The sequence below is a fragment of the Domibacillus sp. genome, from assembly GCF_031181085.1.
Lineage (GTDB): Bacteria > Bacillota > Bacilli > Bacillales > Domibacillaceae > Domibacillus.
Window position 1 is genome coordinate 259,499 of sequence record NZ_JAPSLE010000005.1, and the last position, 19,758, is coordinate 279,256.

Genomic DNA, 19,758 nt, shown 5'->3' on the forward strand with positions numbered 1-19,758 from the left:
TTATAATAATGCAGTACATGGAATTTCCATCGTAATGTGTTCGGAGGGAGGGAAAAAGAAATGTCAAAAACTGTTGTTCGCAAAAACGAATCGCTTGAAGATGCTCTTCGCCGTTTCAAGAAAACTGTTTCTAAAACTGGCACCCTGCAGGAGTACAGAAAGCGCGAATTTTATGAAAAACCAAGCGTGAAACGCAAAAAGAAATCAGAAGCAGCTCGTAAACGTAAGTTCTAAGAGGAGGTTTTTATATGAGTCTTCTCGGACGTCTTAATGATGAGATGAAGCAAGCGATGAAGAACAAAGAGAAAGAAAAGCTGACAGTCATCCGCATGCTCAAAGCTGCATTGCAAAATGAAAGTATTAAAGCAGGCGGCCGCGACCTGACGGAAGAGGAAGAACTGACAGTCCTTTCTCGCGAAGTGAAACAGCGCAAAGACTCCCTCCACGAGTTTGAAAAAGCCGGCCGTGAGGATCTTGTGGCCAAAATTCAGACTGAACTGACTTACGTGAACGAATATATGCCGGAACAGCTTTCAGAAGAAGAAGTATCAGCCATTGTGGAAGAAACAATCGCTGAAACAGGCGCTTCTGCAAAATCAGACATGGGGAAAGTGATGGCTGCGCTTATGCCAAAAGTAAAAGGCAAAGCGGATGGATCACTTGTCAACCGTCTTGTTCAGCAAAAGCTTTCCTAAAAAGCTGCCGTCCTTAATTGGGCGGCAGTTTTTTTATTTTATTTTATGAAACTTTTTTCCTGTTTATTCCGTATAAATAAGAAACAACCTACAGAAAGGCGGTGAAATCGAGTGACATGAGAAATTGGACAGGGCTGCTGGCAGGTTTTCCAGTTTTAACGGCCTTTAACTGGAGTGACCGGTTTATTGAGTTTTCGACACACCCCATTACGGTCATGATTTTGTTATCCGTTATGCTGGCAGGTTTTATTTTGGAATTGTTTACACCAGGCTTCGGACTGCCCGGGATGGCTGCCACCCTTGCATTAATCATCTTTATAGCAGGCCATATGATGTCAGGTGATGCCGGGATATCAACCGTTCTGCTTATCATTGTTGGTGTTCTTTTTATTCTGGCCGAAGTCGTTTTACCAGGCGGGGTTATCGGTTTTTTAGGCTTTCTCCTCTTTGCCGCAGGAGTGCTTTTTGCCGGTGCAAGCATGCTATGGATGGCCGTTTCCCTATTGATCGCCTTTTTAGTAGCAACTGCAGTACTGATTTTGATGGTAAAGGTGTTGGGAAAAGAAATGAAATTTTTAAAAAAGTTTATTTTAAGTGATTCGACGGATACTGAACGCGGCTATGTGTCGAATGTGACGCGCACAGACTTAATCGGGAAAACAGGTAGAACGAAAACACCTCTGCGTCCATCAGGGACGGTTGTGATTGGCGGAGAGCGCATTGATGCAGTGGCGGAAGGTGTTTTCATTCCCGCAGGCGTAGAGGTAGCCGTCGTAAAAACAGAAGGTGTCCGGGTTGTTGTTAGAGAAATTGAGTCCTAAAGGAGGAAGGATCGTATGGTTGTAGGAAATACCGTTCTTTTAATTGTCGTGGTGATTGGAGTCATTATTTTACTCAGTATTTTGTTAACACTTGTGCCGGTCGCGCTTTGGATTTCTGCCCTGGCAGCCGGGGTGAAAATTAGCATCTTTACATTGGTTGGTATGCGGCTGCGCCGGGTTATACCAAGCCGTGTTGTGAATCCGCTTATTAAAGCATCCAAAGCGGGCCTTGGCTTAACCATTAATCAGCTTGAGAGCCATTATTTGGCCGGGGGCAACGTTGACCGTGTGGTAAATGCGCTGATTGCCGCTCATCGTGCCAATATCGACCTGACGTTTGAACGGGCGGCTGCGATTGACCTCGCTGGCCGTGATGTACTTGAAGCGGTTCAAATGAGCGTAAATCCAAAAGTGATTGAAACACCATTTATTGCAGGGGTTGCCATGAATGGAATCGAAGTAAAAGCAAAAGCGCGTATTACCGTGCGTGCAAATATTGACCGCCTCGTCGGAGGAGCCGGAGAAGAAACAATTGTAGCCCGCGTCGGCGAAGGGATCGTTTCAACTATAGGTTCAAGCGAACACCATAAAAAAGTATTAGAAAATCCGGATATGATTTCTCAAACTGTCTTAAATAAAGGACTGGATTCGGGGACGGCTTTTGAGATTTTGTCCATTGATATTGCAGATGTAGATATTGGCAAAAACATAGGCGCTGAGCTGCAGACAGAGCAAGCAGAAGCCGATAAAAATATTGCCCAGGCAAAAGCAGAAGAACGCCGTGCAATGGCGGTAGCGAAAGAGCAGGAAATGAAAGCGCGCGTAGAAGAAATGCGGGCAAAAGTTGTAGAAGCAGAGGCAGATGTACCTCGTGCGATGGGAGAAGCATTGCGTGCCGGTAATATTGGCGTGATGGACTATTTAAATATCCAAAATCTTTCTGCGGACACAGATATGCGTGATGCAATCAGCGGTCTTGGGGAAAAGAAAAAAGATCATAATCAGGATTAATAATCCAATGTAAAAGGGGGTCATCGCAATAGAAGCACTCATTATTGCCGTTATTGCCGGTTTGATCTCAATGCTTTTTAATAAAAAAGAAAAGCAGGAAACGCCTAAATCTCATAAACAAAAAGCCGAACGGAAAGTAAAGGATTTAGCCGGCCGTCTAGAAGATCAGCGTGCAAACGTGAAGGCAGCAATACCGGTCGAATTAAAACAGCCGAATACGCAGCCGGTACTAAGAGAGGAAAAAAGCAAGTCACGCCCTGCTCGGGTAAACCGAACAAAAAAACAAGAGCCGATCTCGGTCATTGATACATGGACGGGAGAAGACATGATAAAAGGAATTATCCTGTCTGAAGTTCTTGGCCCGCCAAAGTCGAAGCGTAAAAAGTGATGAGTGCCCCTTTTTTTTCATAGATATATGAAAAAGAAAGGGGCGCTTTTAATGAAATGGATGGGGAAAATGGCCGGGCTGCCGGAAGATGCTATCGGCCGCATTCCGAGAGTAGTGGTCATTGGCATGAATAAAGTAGCGGTTTACAATGCCGAAAAGCTTGAGCAATTTACTGACCGGACTGTGCGCATCCAGCTGTCGGATGCTGTGCTTGAAATACAGGGGAAATCACTTGAGGTCCTGGAACTCATGCCCTCTGAAGTGGTGATTGAAGGAACAATGACAAGCGTTTGCTTAAAGGAAAAACGATTTGGCTGACTTTTTTGTAAAAGGCGCTGTAACCGTGCTGGTCAGAGGAGAAGAGGCCCCTTTATTTCCTGGCAGACTGCACCAGCGCGGCGTCACCTTAAAAAACATTCAGTACAGCCGCCAAAATGAAGTTCAATTCACCCTGTGCCTTGAAGACATAAGCAAGCTTCGGCAGGAAGCAAGACGCTTTTCAGGCACCGTTCGGTTCAAGGAACGGACTGGCCTTCCTTTTTTGAAAAAGCGGGTCATCCGCTATGCGCCATTCCTCGTTGCCAGCCTGTGCTTTTTTCTGGTGATGGTTTTGCTGTCTGCGATGATTATTCGAATCGATATACAGGGGGCGGATGACGAACTGGAAAGAGACGTCCGGGCTTTTTTGAAAAAAGAAGGAATCCGTGAAGGAGCAATTCGCCTGAACGATGTAGATACCGAATCGATATCCAGGCGTGCTGTGCAGGATATACCCGGTGTAGTGCGTTTTTTAATTCAAAAAAAAGGAGTCGTGTACGTAGTGGATGTTTCCTCGGAACATCCGCCTCCGCGCGATACGGCTAAAACACGGCATGTAAAGGCTGTAAAATCGGGTGTTATTCAGGATATGTTTATTAAGTACGGTGTGTCGGAAGTGCAGCGCGGTGATTTTGTAGAAGCTGGAGACCGGCTGATTAAGGGAACAAAAAAAAAGCCGGCTTCCGGGACCGTTACGGCAGAAACATGGTATAAAGCAACCGTTACGCTTGGAGGCGGCGCATTAAAAACGAGAAATGGGGAAAATAGAAAACATATCTTCTTTTCAATTGGTGAAAAAGAGTATGCCTTATGGAAGCCTTCGTCTTTGAAAGGGTCTATTCAGAGGGAGGAAAACCGCTATTCTTTTCACTTTTTTTCTTATCAGCTTCCTTTTTCGGTGCGGACTGAAACAGAGTATGCATTAAAGCCGGCTGGAACGGTAGAAACGGAAGCGGAACAAGAAGAAAGAGCCGTTCAGGCAGCGAAAGCGACATTGATGGCTAAACTTCCTAAAGAAGCGGAAGTGGTAGGCGAAAACGTTTTACAGAAGCGGTCTGAAAGTGGTAAAGTAAAGGTGATTATACACTTCCAAGTACTTGAAAATATTGCAATTAACTAACGTGGCAGCTAAGGAGAATGATTGAATGCAGGAAGAATTGAAGTCAGCAGCCGTCGCTCTCGGCGACCAAAACGAAGCCGTCCTATTATTCGGCGTTTCTGATCGTCATTTAACGATCATGGAAGAAGAATTCCACGTATCAATGGTAACACGGGGAGAAGCGGTTCATTTATCTGGAACCGCGGAAAACGTTGAAAAAGCACGGGTAGTGGTGGAGCAGCTGCTTGCTGTCATTCGCAAGCAAATCAATATAAGTGAACGCGATGTCATTAATGCTGTTCAAATGGCTAAAAATGGCACAATTGAATATTTAGATGAACTGTATGAAGAAGAAATCACAAAGAATGCGAAAGGAAAGTCTATTCGCATTAAAACGCTGGGCCAGCGGGATTACATTGAAGCCATTCGCGGCAGGGACATTGTTTTTGGCATCGGGCCTGCTGGAACCGGTAAAACATACCTTGCTGTTGTAATGGCTGTGCGTGCATTGAAAAACGGCCAGGTGAAACGAATTATTTTAACACGCCCGGCCGTTGAGGCAGGCGAGAGCCTTGGCTTTCTCCCAGGAGACCTAAAGGAAAAAGTCGATCCGTACCTGCGTCCATTATATGATGCACTTCATGATGTTCTTGGTGCAGAACATACCGAGCGTATGATTGAACGGGGAACAATCGAAGTGGCGCCGCTTGCTTATATGCGGGGCCGTACGCTTGATGATGCTTTTGTTATTTTAGATGAAGCGCAAAATACAACGAATGCACAAATGAAGATGTTTTTAACGCGTCTCGGTTTCGGCTCTAAAATGGTCATCACAGGTGACCGCACACAAATTGACCTGCCAAAAGGCGCTGCTTCAGGTCTTGTGTCAGCAGAACAGGTACTTGGAAACACTTCTGGCATTTCGTTTATTCATTTAACAGGGACGGATGTTGTGCGTCATCCACTTGTGGCAAAAGTCATTACAGCATATGAAAAAGCGGAAAAAGGAGATGGCCAGCATGGCACTCGTCGTTGATTTTTTGGACGAAACGAACAAGCTTGAAGAAGGAGTAGAAAAGCTTGCTGAAGAACTGCTTCAGCTGGCAGCCGAGAAAGAAGCTGTGCCAGACGGCAGTGAAGTTTCTGTCACGTTTGTAACCAACGGGCGGATTCAGGAAATTAACCGCGATTATCGGGACAAGGACGCCCCGACTGACGTGATTTCATTTGCTCTTGAAGAAATGGGCGAAGATGAAGTGACCATTACTGGAACAGATATGCCCCGTATATTAGGCGATATTATTATTTCCATTGACCGGGCAAAGGAGCAGGCAGAAGAATACGGCCACTCTTTTGAACGGGAGCTTGGTTTTTTAACGGTTCACGGTTTTTTGCACCTTCTTGGGTATGACCACATGAATAAACAAGATGAAAAAGAGATGATCAGCCGCCAAAAAGATATTTTGGATGCGTACGGACTTGAAAGATAAACGGTCTTTTCACATAAAAAGACTTTTTTCTTCATTTCGCTTCGCTGGAAATGGGCTGAAGCTCGCTTTGTCTGAACCGAATATGCGCGTGCATATTGCTGCAGGTATATTGATATCTGCAGCCGGTTTTATTTTTGAGCTTACCCGAACGGAATGGTGTGTACTGCTTTTAACGATAGCAGGTGTTATGTCACTTGAAATGGTGAATACAGCCATTGAAAAAACAGTGGATCTTGTCACGGAAGAATACAGGCCGCTCGCAAAAATGGCGAAAGACCTGGCAGCGGGAGCCGTTCTGCTTTTTGCCATTGCAGCGGTGACCATTGGCTGCCTTTTATTTATTCCGAAACTTTAATGAGGTGAATGAACATGAATAAACAACAGCTTATGGAAGCGGCAAAGCAGGCGCGTGAACGAGCGTACGTTCCTTACTCGAACTTTAAAGTAGGCGCTGCACTGCTGACAAAAGATGGGCAGATATTTGGCGGATGCAATATTGAAAATGCCGCATATGGCGTTGTGAACTGTGCTGAACGTACCGCTATTTTTAAAGCTTGGTCTGAAGGCGCAAGCGAGTATGCAGCCATTGCTGTTGTAGCAGACACGAACCGGCCTGTGCCGCCGTGCGGAGCGTGCCGGCAGGTGATTGCGGAGCTTTGCCCGCCGGACATGCCGGTTATTTTAACAAATTTGAAAGGCGACGTGCAGACACTGACCGTAGCAGAGCTTTTGCCGGGCGCTTTTTCACCGGAGGATTTAAATGGAGAATAACACACACAAATCAGGATTTATTGCTATTATCGGCCGCCCGAATGTCGGTAAGTCAACTTTTTTAAATCGGGTAATCGGCCAGAAAATCGCCATTATGAGCGACAAACCCCAGACAACCCGTAACAAAGTGCAGGGCGTTTTAACAACAGAGAACGCCCAAATGGTGTTTATCGATACGCCGGGGATTCATAAGCCGAAGCATAAGCTTGGGGATTTTATGATGAAAACCGCTGTCAATACGTTAAAGGAAGTCGATCTCATTCTTTTTATGATCAACGCAGAAGAAGGATTTGGCGGAGGCGATGAATTTATTATCGACAAGCTGAAAGACGTGAAAACACCTATTTTTCTTGTCATTAATAAGATTGACCGTATTCATCCGGACAAATTGATGGAATTAATCGTGCAATACAAAGAATTTCTTCCGTTTGCTGAGATTGTGCCGATTTCAGCGCTTGAAGGAAATAATGTAGACCGTTTGCTTGAGCAAGTGGAGAAAATGCTGCCGGAAGGCCCGCAGTACTATCCGGCTGATCAAGTAACCGATCACCCTGAGCGCTTTATTGTTTCAGAATTAATTCGTGAAAAAGTGCTGCATTTAACTCGTGAAGAAGTACCGCACTCGATTGCGGTTGTGATTGATAAAATCTCCAAGCGTGATGGCAAAGATATGATCGATGTGATGGCGACCATTATTGTGGAACGGGATTCACAAAAAGGAATTGTCATCGGCAAGCAAGGAGCGCTTTTAAAAGAAATCGGCAAGCGTTCACGCCGGGATATTGAGCATTTGCTCGGTTCAAAAGTATTTTTAGAGCTATGGGTAAAAGTACAAAAAGACTGGCGCAACAAATCGGCAAATTTACGCGACTTCGGTTTTAAAGAAGACGAATATTAAGGGCTTGAGAAGGAGTGGGCAGCATGCTTGAAAAGTGTGAAGGCATCGTGCTCCGGACCAATGATTATGGAGAAACGAATAAAATTGTCACCATGCTGACACGTGAAAAAGGAAAAAGAGGGGCAGTGGCGCGGGGAGCCAAAAAAACAAACAGCCGGCTTTCCGGTGTTACCCAGCCGTTTACACATGGGTATTTTCTTGTGCAGGGCGGCCGCGGGCTTGGCACCATGCAGCAGGGAGAAACGCTTGATTCCATGCGCCATATTCGGGAAGACTTGGTAAAAACAGCTTATGCGGCCTACATTGTTGAGATGACCGACCGAACGACCGAGGATGGTGAAGGGGGCGCACCGCTGTTTGAGCTCGTTCGTAAAAGTCTGGTGTACATCAACGAAGGGATGGACCCGGCTATTGTGACCAATATTTTCGAAATGAAAATGCTGGCACACGTCGGGCTCCGGCCCGAGCTTTCTTCCTGTGCCGTATGCGGTGAAACAGAAGGGCGTTTTGGCTTCTCTATTCGGGAAAACGGCTTAATCTGCCACCGCTGTTTTGACAAAGATCCTTACTATCTTCCGCTTTCCCCAGCCGCGATCCGTCTGCTGAGGCTTTTTTACTTTTTTGACTTGGACCGCCTTGGCTCTATTGATGTGAAGGAATCAACGAAAAAAGAGCTGCGGTCGGCTATTTCCATGTATTATGACGAGTATGCCGGCTTGTTTTTAAAATCGCGCCGGTTCTTGGAACAAATGGAACGGTTTGAAAATGCCTTTAAAAAAGATGAGGCCGATGATTGACAAAAAGATCGTTATGCATTACCGTTTAATAGACAAAAGCAAATAATCAAGTGCAGTGAAGGAAACAAGTAAGCGTGGTTTTTCTTTTCAAGCGAGCCTGGGGCGGTGTGAGCCAGGTAAAGAAACAGGCTGAAGGGGCACTCTGGAGCACGTTTTAAAGAAAGCGGCCATTTGGCAAATAGGGTGGAACCGCGGGCAAAAGCCCGTCCCTATGTACACAATTTTGTGCTACATAGGGACGGGCTTTTTGCTGTTAAAATAACTTTTTTCTTTAAATGATTTTCCAGCTTTCGATACGATCAGGTCGAGAGACGTCCTGCGCTTTATTAATAAAAAGGAGGAAGTAAAGTGAATATTCAAGAGATGATTTTAACGCTCCAGAAGCATTGGTCAGATCAAGGCTGCATTTTAATGCAGGCGTACGATGTAGAAAAAGGAGCAGGTACGATGAGCCCTTATACATTTTTGCGGGCTATTGGGCCGGAGCCGTGGAATGTAGCCTATGTAGAGCCGTCCCGCCGTCCGGCAGATGGGCGTTATGGAGACAATCCAAACCGTTTGTATCAGCACCATCAGTTTCAAGTTATTATGAAGCCGTCTCCAGACAATATTCAGGAATTGTATTTGGATTCATTAAAAGCGCTTGGTATTGATCCGCTTGAACATGATATCCGTTTTGTAGAAGATAACTGGGAAAACCCGTCGCTTGGCTGCGCTGGCCTTGGCTGGGAAGTATGGCTTGATGGGATGGAAATCACTCAATTTACGTATTTCCAGCAGGTTGGAGGACTTGAGTGCAAGCCGGTGTCCGTTGAAATTACCTATGGTATCGAACGTCTGGCTTCTTATATTCAAGACAAAGAAAATGTTTTTGAACTGGAATGGACAAACGGATTTACCGTGCATGACATTTTTTATCAGCCAGAATTTGAGCATTCAAAATATACATTTGAAACGTCTGATCCAGATATGCTGTTTAACTTGTTCAGCGTATACGAAAAAGAAGCAAAACGCCAAATGGACGAGGGGCTTGTTCATCCGGCATACGATTATGTGTTGAAATGTTCGCACGTTTTTAATGTACTTGATGCCCGGGGAGCCATTTCAGTTACGGAACGGACAGCTTACATTGGACGGATGCGGAATCTTGCCCGTCAAGTAGCGAAAACATTTTATGAAGAGCGGGAAAAATTAGGCTTCCCGATTTTAAACCGGAAAGGGGACGCGGCTCATGAGTAAAGATCTTTTATTAGAAATCGGCCTGGAGGAAATGCCGGCCCGTTTTGTAACGCAGTCCATGAAGCAGCTGGGCGATAAAACAGCCGCTTTTTTAACAGAGCTAAACATCAGCTTTGGAGATGTTCAAACATACTCGACGCCAAGACGTCTTGCCGTCCTTGTGAAAAATGTCTCGGAAGCACAGGAAGATATTAATGAAGAAGCAAAAGGCCCGGCTAAAAAAATTGCGCAGACAGAAGATGGCGAATGGTCAAAAGCGGCCATTGGCTTTGCAAAAGGCCAGGGTATGACAACAGATGATATTTACTTTAAAGAAATAAAGGGTGTTGAATACGCGCATGTGAAAAAGTTCGTCAAAGGGCAGGAAACAGCCGCGCTTCTTTCAGGCCTTGAAGATGTTGTGCTTTCTTTAACATTCGGCAAAAACATGCGGTGGGGCTCCAATGACATTCGCTACGTGCGTCCGATTAAATGGGTAGCAGCCCTGTTTGGACAGAACGTCATTTCATTCGAGGCAGCAAATGTTGAAGCCGGAAATCAAACGGCGGGGCACCGGTTCCTGGGTACGTCAGCTCTTATTTCAGAGCCAGCAGCATATGTGGATACGTTAAAAGGCGAATTTGTCGTTGCAGATCCAGACGAACGCCGCAGCATGATCCTGGCCCAATTGAAAGAGCTGGAAAATCAAAATAACTGGTCTATTCCTGTAGATGAATCGCTTTTAGAGGAAGTGAATAACCTCGTCGAATATCCTACGGCGCTTTCCGGTTCATTCAATGAAGCGTTTCTGGATCTGCCGGAAGAAGTGCTGATTACGTCTATGAAAGCGCACCAGCGTTACTTCCCAGTTAAAGATGCAGACGGTACGCTGCTGCCTCATTTTATTACCGTCCGCAACGGCAACACTCATGGGATTGAGAAAGTCGCACGCGGCAACGAAAAAGTATTGCGTGCCCGTTTAGCAGATGCCGACTTCTTTTACAAAGAAGATCAGAAAACGCCGATTGCAGATTCTCTTCAAAAGCTGGAAAGAATTGTGTATCACGAAAAAATTGGCACACTGTCAGAAAAAGTGTCCCGGATTCGCCGTATTACAGCAAGTCTCGCCCAGTTAATCGGTGCAACAGACGAAGTAAAAGCGTTGGCAGACCGCGCAGCAGAAATTTGCAAGTTTGACCTTGTTACACAAATGGTGTATGAATTTCCAGAGCTGCAAGGCGTGATGGGTGAAAAATATGCCCGTCAAAAAGGTGAAAAAGAAGAAGTAGCTGTGGCGGTTAATGAGCACTATATGCCGCGTTCAGCAGATGATGCCGTTCCGGTAACGAAAACAGGCGCCCTTGTCAGCATCGCAGATAAGCTTGATACAATTACGGCCTGCTTCGCAGTTGGAATTATCCCTACCGGCTCTCAAGATCCGTACGCCCTTCGCCGTCAGGCAGCAGGTATTGTGCAGACGATGCTGGAGCAGAACTGGAATGTACCGCTTAAAGACGTAATTGCTGCTGCAATTAAAGAAGTGCTTGCAGACCATGTAGGTGATAAAACAGCCGAAACACTTCAAGAGGAAATCAGCTCTTTCTTCTCGCTTCGTGTGAAGCATATTCTTCAGGAAAAAGGCATTCGATATGACATTATTGATGCTGTTTTAACAAAAGCAGGAACGCTGAAGAGCATGGAAGAAACAGCTGCGGTGTTAATGGCCCATAAAGAAGATGATGATTTCAAGGAAACGATGGAAGCGCTGAGCCGCATTGTGAATATTTCAAGAAAAGCAGCCGGTGAACACACGGTAAATCCATCATTGTTTGAAAACGACCAGGAAGCAGCATTGTATAAAGGATATGAGACGTTACAAAGTGAATGGAACCAGACGGGATCAGCGGAAGCCCGTTACAGCCTTCTTGCGTCCTTAAAACCAGCTATTGAAGATTATTTTGATCATACAATGGTCATGGCAGAAGACGAGGCGCTTAAACAAAACCGCTTAGCGATGATGACGCATCTGGCCCGCTTTATTCTTGACTTCGCAGAAGTGCCGGCTGTTCTTGTAAAATAAACCGGTCCATCCTGCGGTGCCCGCTGTTGAATCAGGAAAAATAAGTTATAATAAGAAGACGACATAAAACAACGGGATTTATATTGACGGGATGGTGAGGACGATGGAACTAAATAAACGGCAGGAAAAAATTCTTGAAATTGTAAAAGAAAACGGTCCGATTACAGGAGAAAGTATAGCGGACCAGCTTAACCTGACCCGTGCTACACTGCGTCCGGACCTGGCTATTTTAACAATGGCCGGGTTCTTGGATGCGCGTCCGCGTGTCGGTTATTTTTACACAGGAAAGTCCGGTCCGCAGCTTATGACGGAGAGTTTAATGAAACTGTATGTGCGCGACTTCCAAGCGGTGCCCATCGTGGTGAAGGAGCAGTCAACCGTCTATGATGCGATCGTTACCATGTTTCTTGAAGACGTCGGCACCTTGTTTGTGGTGGATGAATCCTTTTGCTTATCAGGTGTCCTATCAAGAAAAGATTTGCTTCGAGCCAGTATCGGTAAGCAGGATTTAAACTCTCTTCCCGTCAATATTATTATGACGCGGATGCCTAATATTGCGGTTTGTGAGCGGGATGATTTGCTTCTGGATGTAGCAAAAACACTGCTTGAGAAACAAATCGACTGCGTGCCTGTTGTGAAAAAAACCGATAAAGGGCAGGAAGTAACCGGCAGGGTCACCAAAACAACGATTACCCGTGCTCTTGTGTCCCTGACAGATGATCATTAAAAGAAAGGCGGCTACCATGCATGAATGATCCGATCATTTATATTGTATCCGATTCCGTCGGTGAAACAGCAGAACTTGTCACAAAAGCAGCTTTAAGCCAGTTCAGCGGCCCTCATGCCGTCATTAAACGATTTCCTTACGTAGAGGACCCCTCCCATATTGATGAGGTCATTAACCTGGCCAGGGAAGATGGCGGGATTATTGTATACACGCTTGTAAAGCCGGATATTCGTGCATACATGATTAAATCTGCGGATGTGAATAATATAGAGGTCATTGACTTAATCGGCCCGCTTATGGACCAGCTTGAATCAATGTATACCATGCAGCCATTATTCGAACCGGGGCTTGTACGGCGCCTGGATGAGGATTATTTCAAGAAGGTGGATGCGATTGAATTTGCGGTAAAGTACGATGATGGACGCGATCCCCGCGGATTGTTAAAAGCCGATATTATCTTAATCGGTGTATCGCGCACATCCAAAACGCCGCTTTCACAATTTTTAGCCCATAAACGGGTAAAAGTAGCAAATGTACCGATTGTGCCGGAAGTGGACCCGCCGCAGGAATTATTTACGATTCCAAAAGAAAAGTGCATCGGCTTGAAGATCAGTCCAGAAAAGCTGAATTCGATTCGTCGTGAGCGGCTGATTTCTTTAGGACTGGACGACAGCGCCAGCTATGCCGATGTAGAACGTATCAAAAAAGAATTGACGTATTTCGAGGAGATTACGGCGAGAATTGGCTGCGACGTCATCGATGTAACCAACAAAGCGGTGGAAGAAACAGCGAATATTATTATGAGCCTTTATCGAAGCCGAAAAAGTACATAATCAGTCGATTATGTACTTTTCATTTTCATGGAAATGTTCTATAATAAAAAATTGTGATAAAAATGTTCAAAAAGGTTTAGACCTGCCTTCAAAAGAATAAACTATCTATGTAACCCTTCAGGTGGCAGTCTTTACCCAGCAAGAAGTTCTTTTCGACGAACTTTTGTGCGAAAAGAAGGATTCTACTCACGTTTGTAGAATAAATAACAAAATACGATTTTACAGCTGGTGATGTCATTTGTCCAGAAGAATACCTGAAGAAACCATTCAGCAAATTAAACAGGGTGTTGAGATCGCTGATGTAATCGGAGAGTATGTTCAGTTGAAAAAGCAGGGCCGGAACTACTTCGGTTTATGCCCATTTCATGGTGAAAACTCACCGTCTTTTTCAGTGTCGCCTGAGAAACAAATTTATCATTGTTTCGGCTGCGGTGCTGGAGGGAACGCGTTTACCTTTTTAATGGAAATCGACCAGATTCCGTTTCAGGAAGCGGCGGCAAGACTTGCTGACCGTGCAGGGGTCACACTGGATATTTCCCCATCAGAAAGCGAAGAAACGATAAAAACAGATGAGAATGCCGATCTGTATGAAGCGCATGAACTGATGGCGAAATTTTACCGGCACCTGCTTCTGAATACAGAAGAAGGAAGTGAGGCGCTTTTTTATTTGCGCAAGCGCGGATTTACAGACGAAGACATTGACCGCTTTCAAATCGGCTGGGCACTGCCGCAGCCTGAATTTGCGTTAAACATTCTTACAAAACGCGGTTTTTCTGTCGAACGAATGGAACAGGCTGGCCTGCTGGTTAAAAACGAAGGAACCGGCCGTTACTTTGATCGGTTTCGCGGCAGGATTATGTTTCCCCTTCATGATCAAAAGGGGCGTGTATCCGGATTTTCCGGCCGCGATCTTGGAGAAGGGCAGCCAAAATATTTAAATTCACCCGAGACACCCATTTTTCATAAGAGCAGCCTTTTGTACCACTTTCATGCAGCAAGAACAGCAATCAAAAAGCAAAAACAATTTATCCTTTTTGAAGGGTTTGCCGATGTTATTGCAGCGGTGAGAGCCGGTTTTCATCAATCGGTAGCCGTTATGGGTACCGCCCTTACGGAAGAGCACATCAGGCAGTTAAAGCGCATTTGTGATCAAGCAGTCATTTGTTATGACGGGGACAAGGCTGGCTTAAATGCTGCTTACAAAGCAGCCAATATGCTTGACAGTCACGATATCGGCGTAAAAGTCACGATTCTTCCCGAGCAGCTTGATCCTGATGAATTTATCAGGCAAAAAGGTACAGATGCTTTTTCTGCTTATATAAAGGATTCTTCGCTTACACTGATGGCGTTTAAAATGGAGTTTTTAAAGCGCGGAAAAAATATGCGGGATGATGAACAAAAGTTCCGCTATATTGAAGAAGTGCTGACAGAAATCTCTAAGTTAAAAAAAGCAGTAGAGCGGGATCATTACTTACGCCGGCTGGCTGATGAATTTTCGCTGTCTCTGCAGGCACTGCAGGAACAGGAAAAAGCATTATTCCTAAAAAAACGGCCGGTGCGGCCGGCCCTGCCTCAAAAAGAGGAAGTTTCCGGAAATGTTCCACAGCGGGAACGGGTGATCCGGCAGTATCCGCGTCATGAAACAGCTGAAAGAAGACTGCTGGCTCATATGCTGGCCAATCCTGAGCTCGCAGAACGAATCCGAATGATGCTTCAAGGAGATTCGTTTTCCATAGATGAGCACCAGGCACTGTTTACGTATTTACTTGGATATTATGAACAAACAACAGAACCGGATATGGCATCTTTTTTGTCCGTACTGCAGGACAGCCAGCTCAGGCGTCTCGCTGTTGACATCAGCTTAACAACAGTCAGCGGCGAGCCTGGCGAGGAAGAGCTTTCCGATTATGTAAAAGAAATTCAAAAACAGCATCGCCGTTTGGAAATCGAAGAGAAAAAAAGAGAGCGGATTGAGGCAGAAAAACGTCATGATTATGTAGGAGCTGCCCGAATTTTGCATGAAATCATTTCGCTTGAAAAACAACTCGCCCGCTAAGATTGTCCAGGAAGTTGGAAGGAGGGGGACTAATGGCTGAAAAGTCAACACGTTCCAAAGAAGCTGAATTAACACTTGAAAAAGCAAAAGAACTTATTATCGAGACAGGTAAACAAAGAGGAGAATTAACATACAATTACGTAGCGGACAAATTAGCCTCGTTTGAAGTGGATTCCGGTCAGATTGATGAGTTTTACGAATCCCTTACAGAGCAGGGAGTAGAACTCGTTGATGAAGAAGAAAGCAACGATGATGGTGATCCGAACATCCAGGAGCTTGAAAAAGAAAATGAGGAATTTGATTTAAACGACTTAAGTGTTCCTCCTGGTGTGAAAATCAACGATCCCGTTCGTATGTACTTAAAAGAAATTGGCCGTGTTGATCTTTTGTCTGCCCAGGAAGAAATTGAACTGGCTCACCGGATTGAAGAGGGAGACGAAGAAGCAAAACGACGTTTAGCAGAAGCGAACCTGCGTCTTGTTGTCAGCATTGCCAAACGTTATGTAGGCCGTGGCATGCTGTTCCTTGATTTGATTCAAGAAGGAAATATGGGCTTAATCAAAGCGGTTGAGAAGTTCGACTACCGCAAAGGGTTTAAATTCAGTACGTATGCCACATGGTGGATTCGCCAGGCAATTACCCGTGCCATTGCTGACCAGGCCCGTACCATTCGGATCCCGGTTCATATGGTTGAAACGATTAATAAATTAATTCGTGTACAGCGCCAGCTTCTTCAGGATCTCGGTCGCGAACCGGCACCGGAAGAAATTGCGGAAGAAATGGATTTAACACCTGAAAAAGTACGTGAAATTTTAAAGATCGCTCAAGAGCCTGTTTCACTTGAAACACCAATTGGGGAAGAAGATGATTCACATCTTGGCGACTTTATTGAAGACCAGGAAGCGACTTCTCCGTCTGAACACGCTGCTTATGAATTGTTGAAAGAGCAGCTTGAAGACGTGCTCGATACCTTAACGGACCGGGAAGAAAATGTTCTTCGCCTTCGTTTCGGCCTTGATGATGGACGGACACGGACACTTGAAGAAGTAGGTAAAGTATTTGGTGTAACGCGTGAGCGTATCCGCCAAATTGAAGCAAAAGCCCTTCGTAAGCTCCGCCATCCAAGCCGCAGCAAACGTTTGAAGGATTTCTTAGAATAAGTTAAATTCAAGGCCGGGTTTTCCCGGCTTTTTTCGTGCAAAAAAGCAGGATAATCCTTGCCGGTCACGAATAGTATTGTGTATTGGGGTGTGAAGCAGGGTGAAACAAACGAAAAAAGACATTATTATTCAGGAAATACTTCTCTGGAAAGACAATCAAATGCTGCCTCCACATTATTGTGATTATTTATTAGCGCTTTATACACAGGGAACAGAATTTACAGAAGCAGGAAGACGCGCCCGATTGAAGCGGATTCACATGTCAACCGCACTGCTTGCACTGCTTTTATTGCCAGTTGCTGTATGTATTCTCTATTTTACGGAATTGTCTTTTCTTTTGCAAACAGTGATTTTGACAAGTTTTGTCGGAAGCCTGCTGCTGCTGGCTATTTATTTTTCACGCCAAAAAGTGCTGGCGCCTATGCTTTTTTTAGGTGCTGCAGTCCTGCTTTTGCTGCTCTCCTTGGAATTAAATACCCGGATTTTTCATGATCATCCTTATACTTTATACGGGCTTCTTGCTGTGAATTGTCTGCTTTGGATTTTTACCGGTATAAAGCTCAAGCTGTTTTACTTTTCTTTTTCCGGTGGATTGGGCCTTATCGTGCTTCTCTTTTTCTGGCTGCAAAACTAAAAGGGCAGCTGAATGATTTGCCGCAAGGGGAAAAACTTTAAAGTAAGCCTTTTCGTACCCTTTGTTTTCAAGTAAAATAATAAGTGTTTGTATTTTTCAGTTTTCTTTTTACATAAAAAGAGAGGGGGAAACAGCATGAATCGTAATCCGTTAATTCCATTTTTATTAATTGCGGTATTCGGGCTCGGATTGATGTTCTTTTTGTCGTTGGATGGAATTGATAACGCAAAAGAAAGAGCCGAGGAAGGAAAGACAGCAGAAGAAGGCGGCGGAGAAACAGCGGCAGGGGGAAAATTTGATCCGGAGGCTCACTATGAGTCCTCTTGCATTGGCTGCCATGGCAGCAACTATGAAGGCGGTGCAGGCCCGTCGCTCGTTGGGGTAGGAGAAAAGCTTTCCCAGGAAGAAATCCAGGATATTGTGGTAAACGGTAAAGGCAGTATGCCGGCAGGTCTTGTTCCCCAGGAAAACGCCGAGGCGATGGCAGCCTGGGTGGCTGAAATTAAATAATAACATTCCACAAAGGCCTTTCTATATGCAAAGGCCTTTTTTCTTTTGAAATGTGATAAGATAGGAAAGAATTTTAATAAAAAGCGGTGAACATATATGAATAGCAATCAGTTATCAAAAAGACTCGAAACGGTTGTTTCGTTTATTGAACCAGCCAGAACAATCGCGGATATTGGCTCAGATCATGCTTATCTGCCCTGTTATGCGGTGAAAAAAAACCTGGTAGACCGGGCTGTGGCGGGAGAAGTGGTAGAAGGCCCTTTTCAGTCTGCGAGACGGCAAGTACTGTCAGAAGGGTTGTCAGAGAAAGTTGATGTGCGTAAAGGAAACGGACTCGCTGTGCTGGAAGCGGGAGAAGTGGAGTGCATCACGATTGCAGGAATGGGAGGTCCGCTGATCGCATCGATTTTAGAAGAAGGAAAGAGCAAGCTTGCCGGCGTTGCAAAGCTCATTCTGCAGCCGAATATTGCCGGCCATGCAGTTCGAGAATGGCTTGATGCAAATAGCTGGACTATAGAACAAGAAGCCATTTTAGAAGAAGATGGCCAATTGTATGAGATTATCAGCGCTACAGCCGGCTCGTCACGTGCTTTGTCGCCGAAGGAATTGCTCTTTGGACCGTTCTTGATAAAGCAAAAAAACAACGCATTCCGGCTGAAATGGCAGCGGGAACTTGACCAAATTAATCATGTTCTCAGCCGTTTAACAGATGCCCAGCATACAGAGGGCACCGAAAAGAAAAAAAGCGAGTTAAAACAAAAAAAACAGTGGATTGAGGAAGTGATCGCCGATGAAAACGCCTAACGGATATGAGATTATTGGGCTGTTTGAACGATTTTCACCGAAATCTTATGCAATGGAAGGAGACAAAATCGGATTGCAGATCGGCCGCTTAAACAAGCCGTGCAAAAAAGTTATGATTGCGCTGGATGTTCTTGAAAGCGTCGTAGATGAAGCGATCAAAGAAAACATTGATTTGATTATAGCCCATCATCCGCTTATTTACCGGCCGCTTGGTGCCATTCAAACGGACCAGACAGCAGGAAGAGTCATTGAAAAGCTGATTAAGCATGATATTGCGGTATACGCTGCTCATACGAATTTGGATGTAGCGAAAGGCGGAGTAAATGACCTGCTGGCTTCCGCTCTTCACTTAACGAATACAGAAGTACTCGTGCCGACCATAGCTGAAGAGTTGAGAAAGCTGGCCGTTTTTGTGCCGCTCGATCAGGCAGAAGCCGTAAGAGAGGCACTTGGCAAAGCAGGCGCTGGAGCGCTTGGAAATTATCAAAACTGTTCTTTTTCTCAACAAGGAGAAGGGCGTTTTCAGCCTGGTGAAGAAGCTGAGCCTTTTATCGGCCAAGCCGGCGGCCGCTTAGAAACAGTACAGGAAGAAAAAATCGAAGTTATTTATCCTGCCCACATAGAGAAGAAAGTGCTCAGTGCCATGCTTAAAGCCCATCCATATGAAGAGGCAGCTTATGATATTTATCCGCTTCAAAACAAAAGAGAACCGCTTGGACTGGGCCGTATCGGCCTGCTTCCGCAGGAAATGACACTGGAGCAGTTTGCTATGCATGTGAAAGAGTCATTGCAATCTGGAGGCGTAAGAGTAGTCGGTGATAAAGCACGTCTTGTCCGTAAAGTAGCCGTATTGGGCGGAGACGGAAACAAATACTGGCAGACGGCGCTGCGTAAAGGAGCAGACGTGTATGTAACAGGTGATTTTTATTATCACACTGCGCATGATGCAGATGCTGAAGGCCTCGCTGTTGTCGATCCAGGGCATAACGTAGAGAAAGTGATGAAAAAAGGCGTAGCAGCCATTCTTCACGAGCAGGCCTCTAGAAAAAAATGGACTGTTGAATTTGTGGCTTCTGCCGTTGAAACAGACCCTTTTCAATTTATGTAAATGAAAAAGCAGCTCCTTAAACGGAGCTGCTTTCAGAGTGTAGACAAACCCTATTTTCGAAAAGAACTTCTGCGAAAATGGGGTTTTCGTCTTCTTGTTTTAGCTTATTTAGTTGACTTGTAACTAAAACAACACAAAATCTTGATTGCTCATTCAATATTAAAAAGGACTGTCGACTTTGTCGACAGCCTGAAAGCAGCTCCTTAAACGGAGCTGCTTCAGAGTGTAGACAAACTCTATTTTCGAAAAGAACTTCTGCGAAAATGGGGTTTTCGTCTTTTTGTTTTAGCTTATTTAGTTGACTTGTAACTAAAACAACACAAAACCTTGATTGCTCATT

24 protein-coding genes and 1 other annotated feature are annotated in these 19,758 nt (G+C 45.0%); of the genes, 23 read left to right on the top strand and 1 reads right to left on the bottom strand.

The window, feature by feature from the left end:
* Window positions 1–60: 60 nt before the first annotated feature.
* From rpsU to RIN81_RS10305, 23 genes are all read left to right on the top strand, one after another.
* Window positions 61–234: a 30S ribosomal protein S21 gene (rpsU, locus tag RIN81_RS10195; RefSeq protein ID WP_018393973.1), complete on the top strand. Its 174-nt coding sequence runs from the start codon at window positions 61–63 to the stop codon at window positions 232–234.
* Between the two features lie 14 nt (window positions 235–248).
* A complete protein-coding gene (locus RIN81_RS10200; protein WP_242233417.1) occupies window positions 249–695 on the top strand; it encodes a GatB/YqeY domain-containing protein in 447 nt (148 codons plus the stop codon).
* Window positions 696–811: 116 nt separating this feature from the next.
* On the top strand, window positions 812–1,516 hold the full coding sequence (locus RIN81_RS10205) for an NfeD family protein (RefSeq protein ID WP_309089813.1): 705 nt from the start codon (window positions 812–814) through the stop codon (window positions 1,514–1,516).
* A 15-nt stretch (window positions 1,517–1,531) separates the two neighbouring features.
* The gene (floA, locus tag RIN81_RS10210) at window positions 1,532–2,527 is read left to right on the top strand and encodes a flotillin-like protein FloA (RefSeq protein ID WP_309089815.1); all 996 of its coding nucleotides are present in this window, start codon (window positions 1,532–1,534) and stop codon (window positions 2,525–2,527) included.
* A gap of 70 nt (window positions 2,528–2,597) precedes the next feature.
* Window positions 2,598–2,915, top strand: coding sequence for a hypothetical protein (locus tag RIN81_RS10215; RefSeq protein WP_309089817.1), 318 nt, complete (start codon window positions 2,598–2,600; stop codon window positions 2,913–2,915).
* A 51-nt stretch (window positions 2,916–2,966) separates the two neighbouring features.
* The gene (locus RIN81_RS10220) at window positions 2,967–3,233 is read left to right on the top strand and encodes a YabP/YqfC family sporulation protein (protein WP_251271064.1); all 267 of its coding nucleotides are present in this window, start codon (window positions 2,967–2,969) and stop codon (window positions 3,231–3,233) included.
* Entirely contained in the window at window positions 3,226–4,353 is a 1,128-nt protein-coding gene (locus RIN81_RS10225) for a sporulation protein YqfD (RefSeq protein ID WP_309089819.1), read from the top strand. The genes RIN81_RS10220 and RIN81_RS10225 overlap by 8 nt, the downstream gene beginning before the upstream one ends.
* Window positions 4,354–4,378: 25 nt before the next feature.
* Window positions 4,379–5,368 (top strand): PhoH family protein, encoded by a 990-nt coding sequence (locus RIN81_RS10230; protein WP_242233422.1) that lies wholly within the window; start codon window positions 4,379–4,381, stop codon window positions 5,366–5,368.
* Window positions 5,352–5,822, top strand: coding sequence for an rRNA maturation RNase YbeY (ybeY, locus tag RIN81_RS10235; RefSeq protein WP_309089823.1), 471 nt, complete (start codon window positions 5,352–5,354; stop codon window positions 5,820–5,822). The genes RIN81_RS10230 and ybeY overlap by 17 nt, the downstream gene beginning before the upstream one ends.
* Window positions 5,800–6,177: a diacylglycerol kinase family protein gene (locus RIN81_RS10240; RefSeq protein ID WP_309089825.1), complete on the top strand. Its 378-nt coding sequence runs from the start codon at window positions 5,800–5,802 to the stop codon at window positions 6,175–6,177. The genes ybeY and RIN81_RS10240 overlap by 23 nt, the downstream gene beginning before the upstream one ends.
* A 14-nt stretch (window positions 6,178–6,191) precedes the next feature.
* Window positions 6,192–6,593: a cytidine deaminase gene (locus tag RIN81_RS10245; protein WP_309089827.1), complete on the top strand. Its 402-nt coding sequence runs from the start codon at window positions 6,192–6,194 to the stop codon at window positions 6,591–6,593.
* On the top strand, window positions 6,583–7,491 hold the full coding sequence (gene era, locus RIN81_RS10250; protein WP_309089829.1) for a GTPase Era: 909 nt from the start codon (window positions 6,583–6,585) through the stop codon (window positions 7,489–7,491). The genes RIN81_RS10245 and era overlap by 11 nt, the downstream gene beginning before the upstream one ends.
* Window positions 7,492–7,514: 23 nt before the next feature.
* Entirely contained in the window at window positions 7,515–8,288 is a 774-nt protein-coding gene (gene recO, locus RIN81_RS10255) for a DNA repair protein RecO (RefSeq protein WP_309089831.1), read from the top strand.
* A 46-nt stretch (window positions 8,289–8,334) separates the two neighbouring features.
* Window positions 8,335–8,502 (top strand) — a binding site (T-box leader).
* A 134-nt stretch (window positions 8,503–8,636) separates the two neighbouring features.
* Window positions 8,637–9,527 (top strand): glycine--tRNA ligase subunit alpha, encoded by an 891-nt coding sequence (glyQ, locus tag RIN81_RS10260; RefSeq protein ID WP_242233427.1) that lies wholly within the window; start codon window positions 8,637–8,639, stop codon window positions 9,525–9,527.
* Window positions 9,520–11,586 (top strand): glycine--tRNA ligase subunit beta, encoded by a 2,067-nt coding sequence (gene glyS, locus RIN81_RS10265; RefSeq protein ID WP_309089833.1) that lies wholly within the window; start codon window positions 9,520–9,522, stop codon window positions 11,584–11,586. Before glyQ ends, glyS begins: the two co-directional genes overlap by 8 nt.
* Before the next feature lie 91 nt (window positions 11,587–11,677).
* Window positions 11,678–12,313, top strand: a complete 636-nt coding sequence (ccpN, locus tag RIN81_RS10270) for a transcriptional regulator CcpN (RefSeq protein WP_309089834.1) — start codon at window positions 11,678–11,680, stop codon at window positions 12,311–12,313.
* A gap of 20 nt (window positions 12,314–12,333) precedes the next feature.
* Complete coding sequence (locus RIN81_RS10275) at window positions 12,334–13,146, top strand: pyruvate, water dikinase regulatory protein (protein ID WP_242233429.1); 813 nt, start codon at window positions 12,334–12,336, stop codon at window positions 13,144–13,146.
* Window positions 13,147–13,384: 238 nt separating this feature from the next.
* The gene (gene dnaG, locus RIN81_RS10280; RefSeq protein WP_309089837.1) at window positions 13,385–15,202 is read left to right on the top strand and encodes a DNA primase; all 1,818 of its coding nucleotides are present in this window, start codon (window positions 13,385–13,387) and stop codon (window positions 15,200–15,202) included.
* A gap of 32 nt (window positions 15,203–15,234) precedes the next feature.
* On the top strand, window positions 15,235–16,362 hold the full coding sequence (rpoD, locus tag RIN81_RS10285) for an RNA polymerase sigma factor RpoD (RefSeq protein ID WP_242233431.1): 1,128 nt from the start codon (window positions 15,235–15,237) through the stop codon (window positions 16,360–16,362).
* 100 nt (window positions 16,363–16,462) lie between these two features.
* Entirely contained in the window at window positions 16,463–16,996 is a 534-nt protein-coding gene (locus tag RIN81_RS10290) for a hypothetical protein (protein WP_309089839.1), read from the top strand.
* Window positions 16,997–17,131: 135 nt separating this feature from the next.
* Window positions 17,132–17,506: a cytochrome c550 gene (gene cccA / locus RIN81_RS10295; protein WP_242233433.1), complete on the top strand. Its 375-nt coding sequence runs from the start codon at window positions 17,132–17,134 to the stop codon at window positions 17,504–17,506.
* A gap of 96 nt (window positions 17,507–17,602) precedes the next feature.
* The gene (locus RIN81_RS10300; protein WP_309089841.1) at window positions 17,603–18,310 is read left to right on the top strand and encodes a tRNA (adenine(22)-N(1))-methyltransferase; all 708 of its coding nucleotides are present in this window, start codon (window positions 17,603–17,605) and stop codon (window positions 18,308–18,310) included.
* The gene (locus RIN81_RS10305) at window positions 18,297–19,418 is read left to right on the top strand and encodes a Nif3-like dinuclear metal center hexameric protein (RefSeq protein ID WP_309089843.1); all 1,122 of its coding nucleotides are present in this window, start codon (window positions 18,297–18,299) and stop codon (window positions 19,416–19,418) included. The genes RIN81_RS10300 and RIN81_RS10305 overlap by 14 nt, the downstream gene beginning before the upstream one ends.
* Before the next feature lie 16 nt (window positions 19,419–19,434).
* Here RIN81_RS10305 and RIN81_RS10310 read toward each other — a convergent pair.
* Window positions 19,435–19,758, bottom strand: a 324-nt coding sequence (locus RIN81_RS10310; RefSeq protein ID WP_309089845.1) for a hypothetical protein, incomplete at its 5' end; no start/stop codon positions are given.

Coding starts and splice junctions, on each gene's coding strand:
- rpsU (WP_018393973.1), top strand. CDS start 61: ATGTCAAAAACTGTTGTTCGCAAAAACGAATCGCTTGAAGATGCTCTT.
- RIN81_RS10200 (WP_242233417.1), top strand. CDS start 249: ATGAGTCTTCTCGGACGTCTTAATGATGAGATGAAGCAAGCGATGAAG.
- RIN81_RS10205 (WP_309089813.1), top strand. CDS start 812: ATGAGAAATTGGACAGGGCTGCTGGCAGGTTTTCCAGTTTTAACGGCC.
- floA (WP_309089815.1), top strand. CDS start 1,532: ATGGTTGTAGGAAATACCGTTCTTTTAATTGTCGTGGTGATTGGAGTC.
- RIN81_RS10215 (WP_309089817.1), top strand. CDS start 2,598: ATGCTTTTTAATAAAAAAGAAAAGCAGGAAACGCCTAAATCTCATAAA.
- RIN81_RS10220 (WP_251271064.1), top strand. CDS start 2,967: ATGAAATGGATGGGGAAAATGGCCGGGCTGCCGGAAGATGCTATCGGC.
- RIN81_RS10230 (WP_242233422.1), top strand. CDS start 4,379: ATGCAGGAAGAATTGAAGTCAGCAGCCGTCGCTCTCGGCGACCAAAAC.
- ybeY (WP_309089823.1), top strand. CDS start 5,352: ATGGCACTCGTCGTTGATTTTTTGGACGAAACGAACAAGCTTGAAGAA.
- RIN81_RS10240 (WP_309089825.1), top strand. CDS start 5,800: ATGCGTACGGACTTGAAAGATAAACGGTCTTTTCACATAAAAAGACTT.
- RIN81_RS10245 (WP_309089827.1), top strand. CDS start 6,192: ATGAATAAACAACAGCTTATGGAAGCGGCAAAGCAGGCGCGTGAACGA.
- era (WP_309089829.1), top strand. CDS start 6,583: ATGGAGAATAACACACACAAATCAGGATTTATTGCTATTATCGGCCGC.
- recO (WP_309089831.1), top strand. CDS start 7,515: ATGCTTGAAAAGTGTGAAGGCATCGTGCTCCGGACCAATGATTATGGA.
- glyS (WP_309089833.1), top strand. CDS start 9,520: ATGAGTAAAGATCTTTTATTAGAAATCGGCCTGGAGGAAATGCCGGCC.
- ccpN (WP_309089834.1), top strand. CDS start 11,678: ATGGTGAGGACGATGGAACTAAATAAACGGCAGGAAAAAATTCTTGAA.
- RIN81_RS10275 (WP_242233429.1), top strand. CDS start 12,334: ATGAATGATCCGATCATTTATATTGTATCCGATTCCGTCGGTGAAACA.
- rpoD (WP_242233431.1), top strand. CDS start 15,235: ATGGCTGAAAAGTCAACACGTTCCAAAGAAGCTGAATTAACACTTGAA.
- cccA (WP_242233433.1), top strand. CDS start 17,132: ATGAATCGTAATCCGTTAATTCCATTTTTATTAATTGCGGTATTCGGG.
- RIN81_RS10300 (WP_309089841.1), top strand. CDS start 17,603: ATGAATAGCAATCAGTTATCAAAAAGACTCGAAACGGTTGTTTCGTTT.
- RIN81_RS10305 (WP_309089843.1), top strand. CDS start 18,297: ATGAAAACGCCTAACGGATATGAGATTATTGGGCTGTTTGAACGATTT.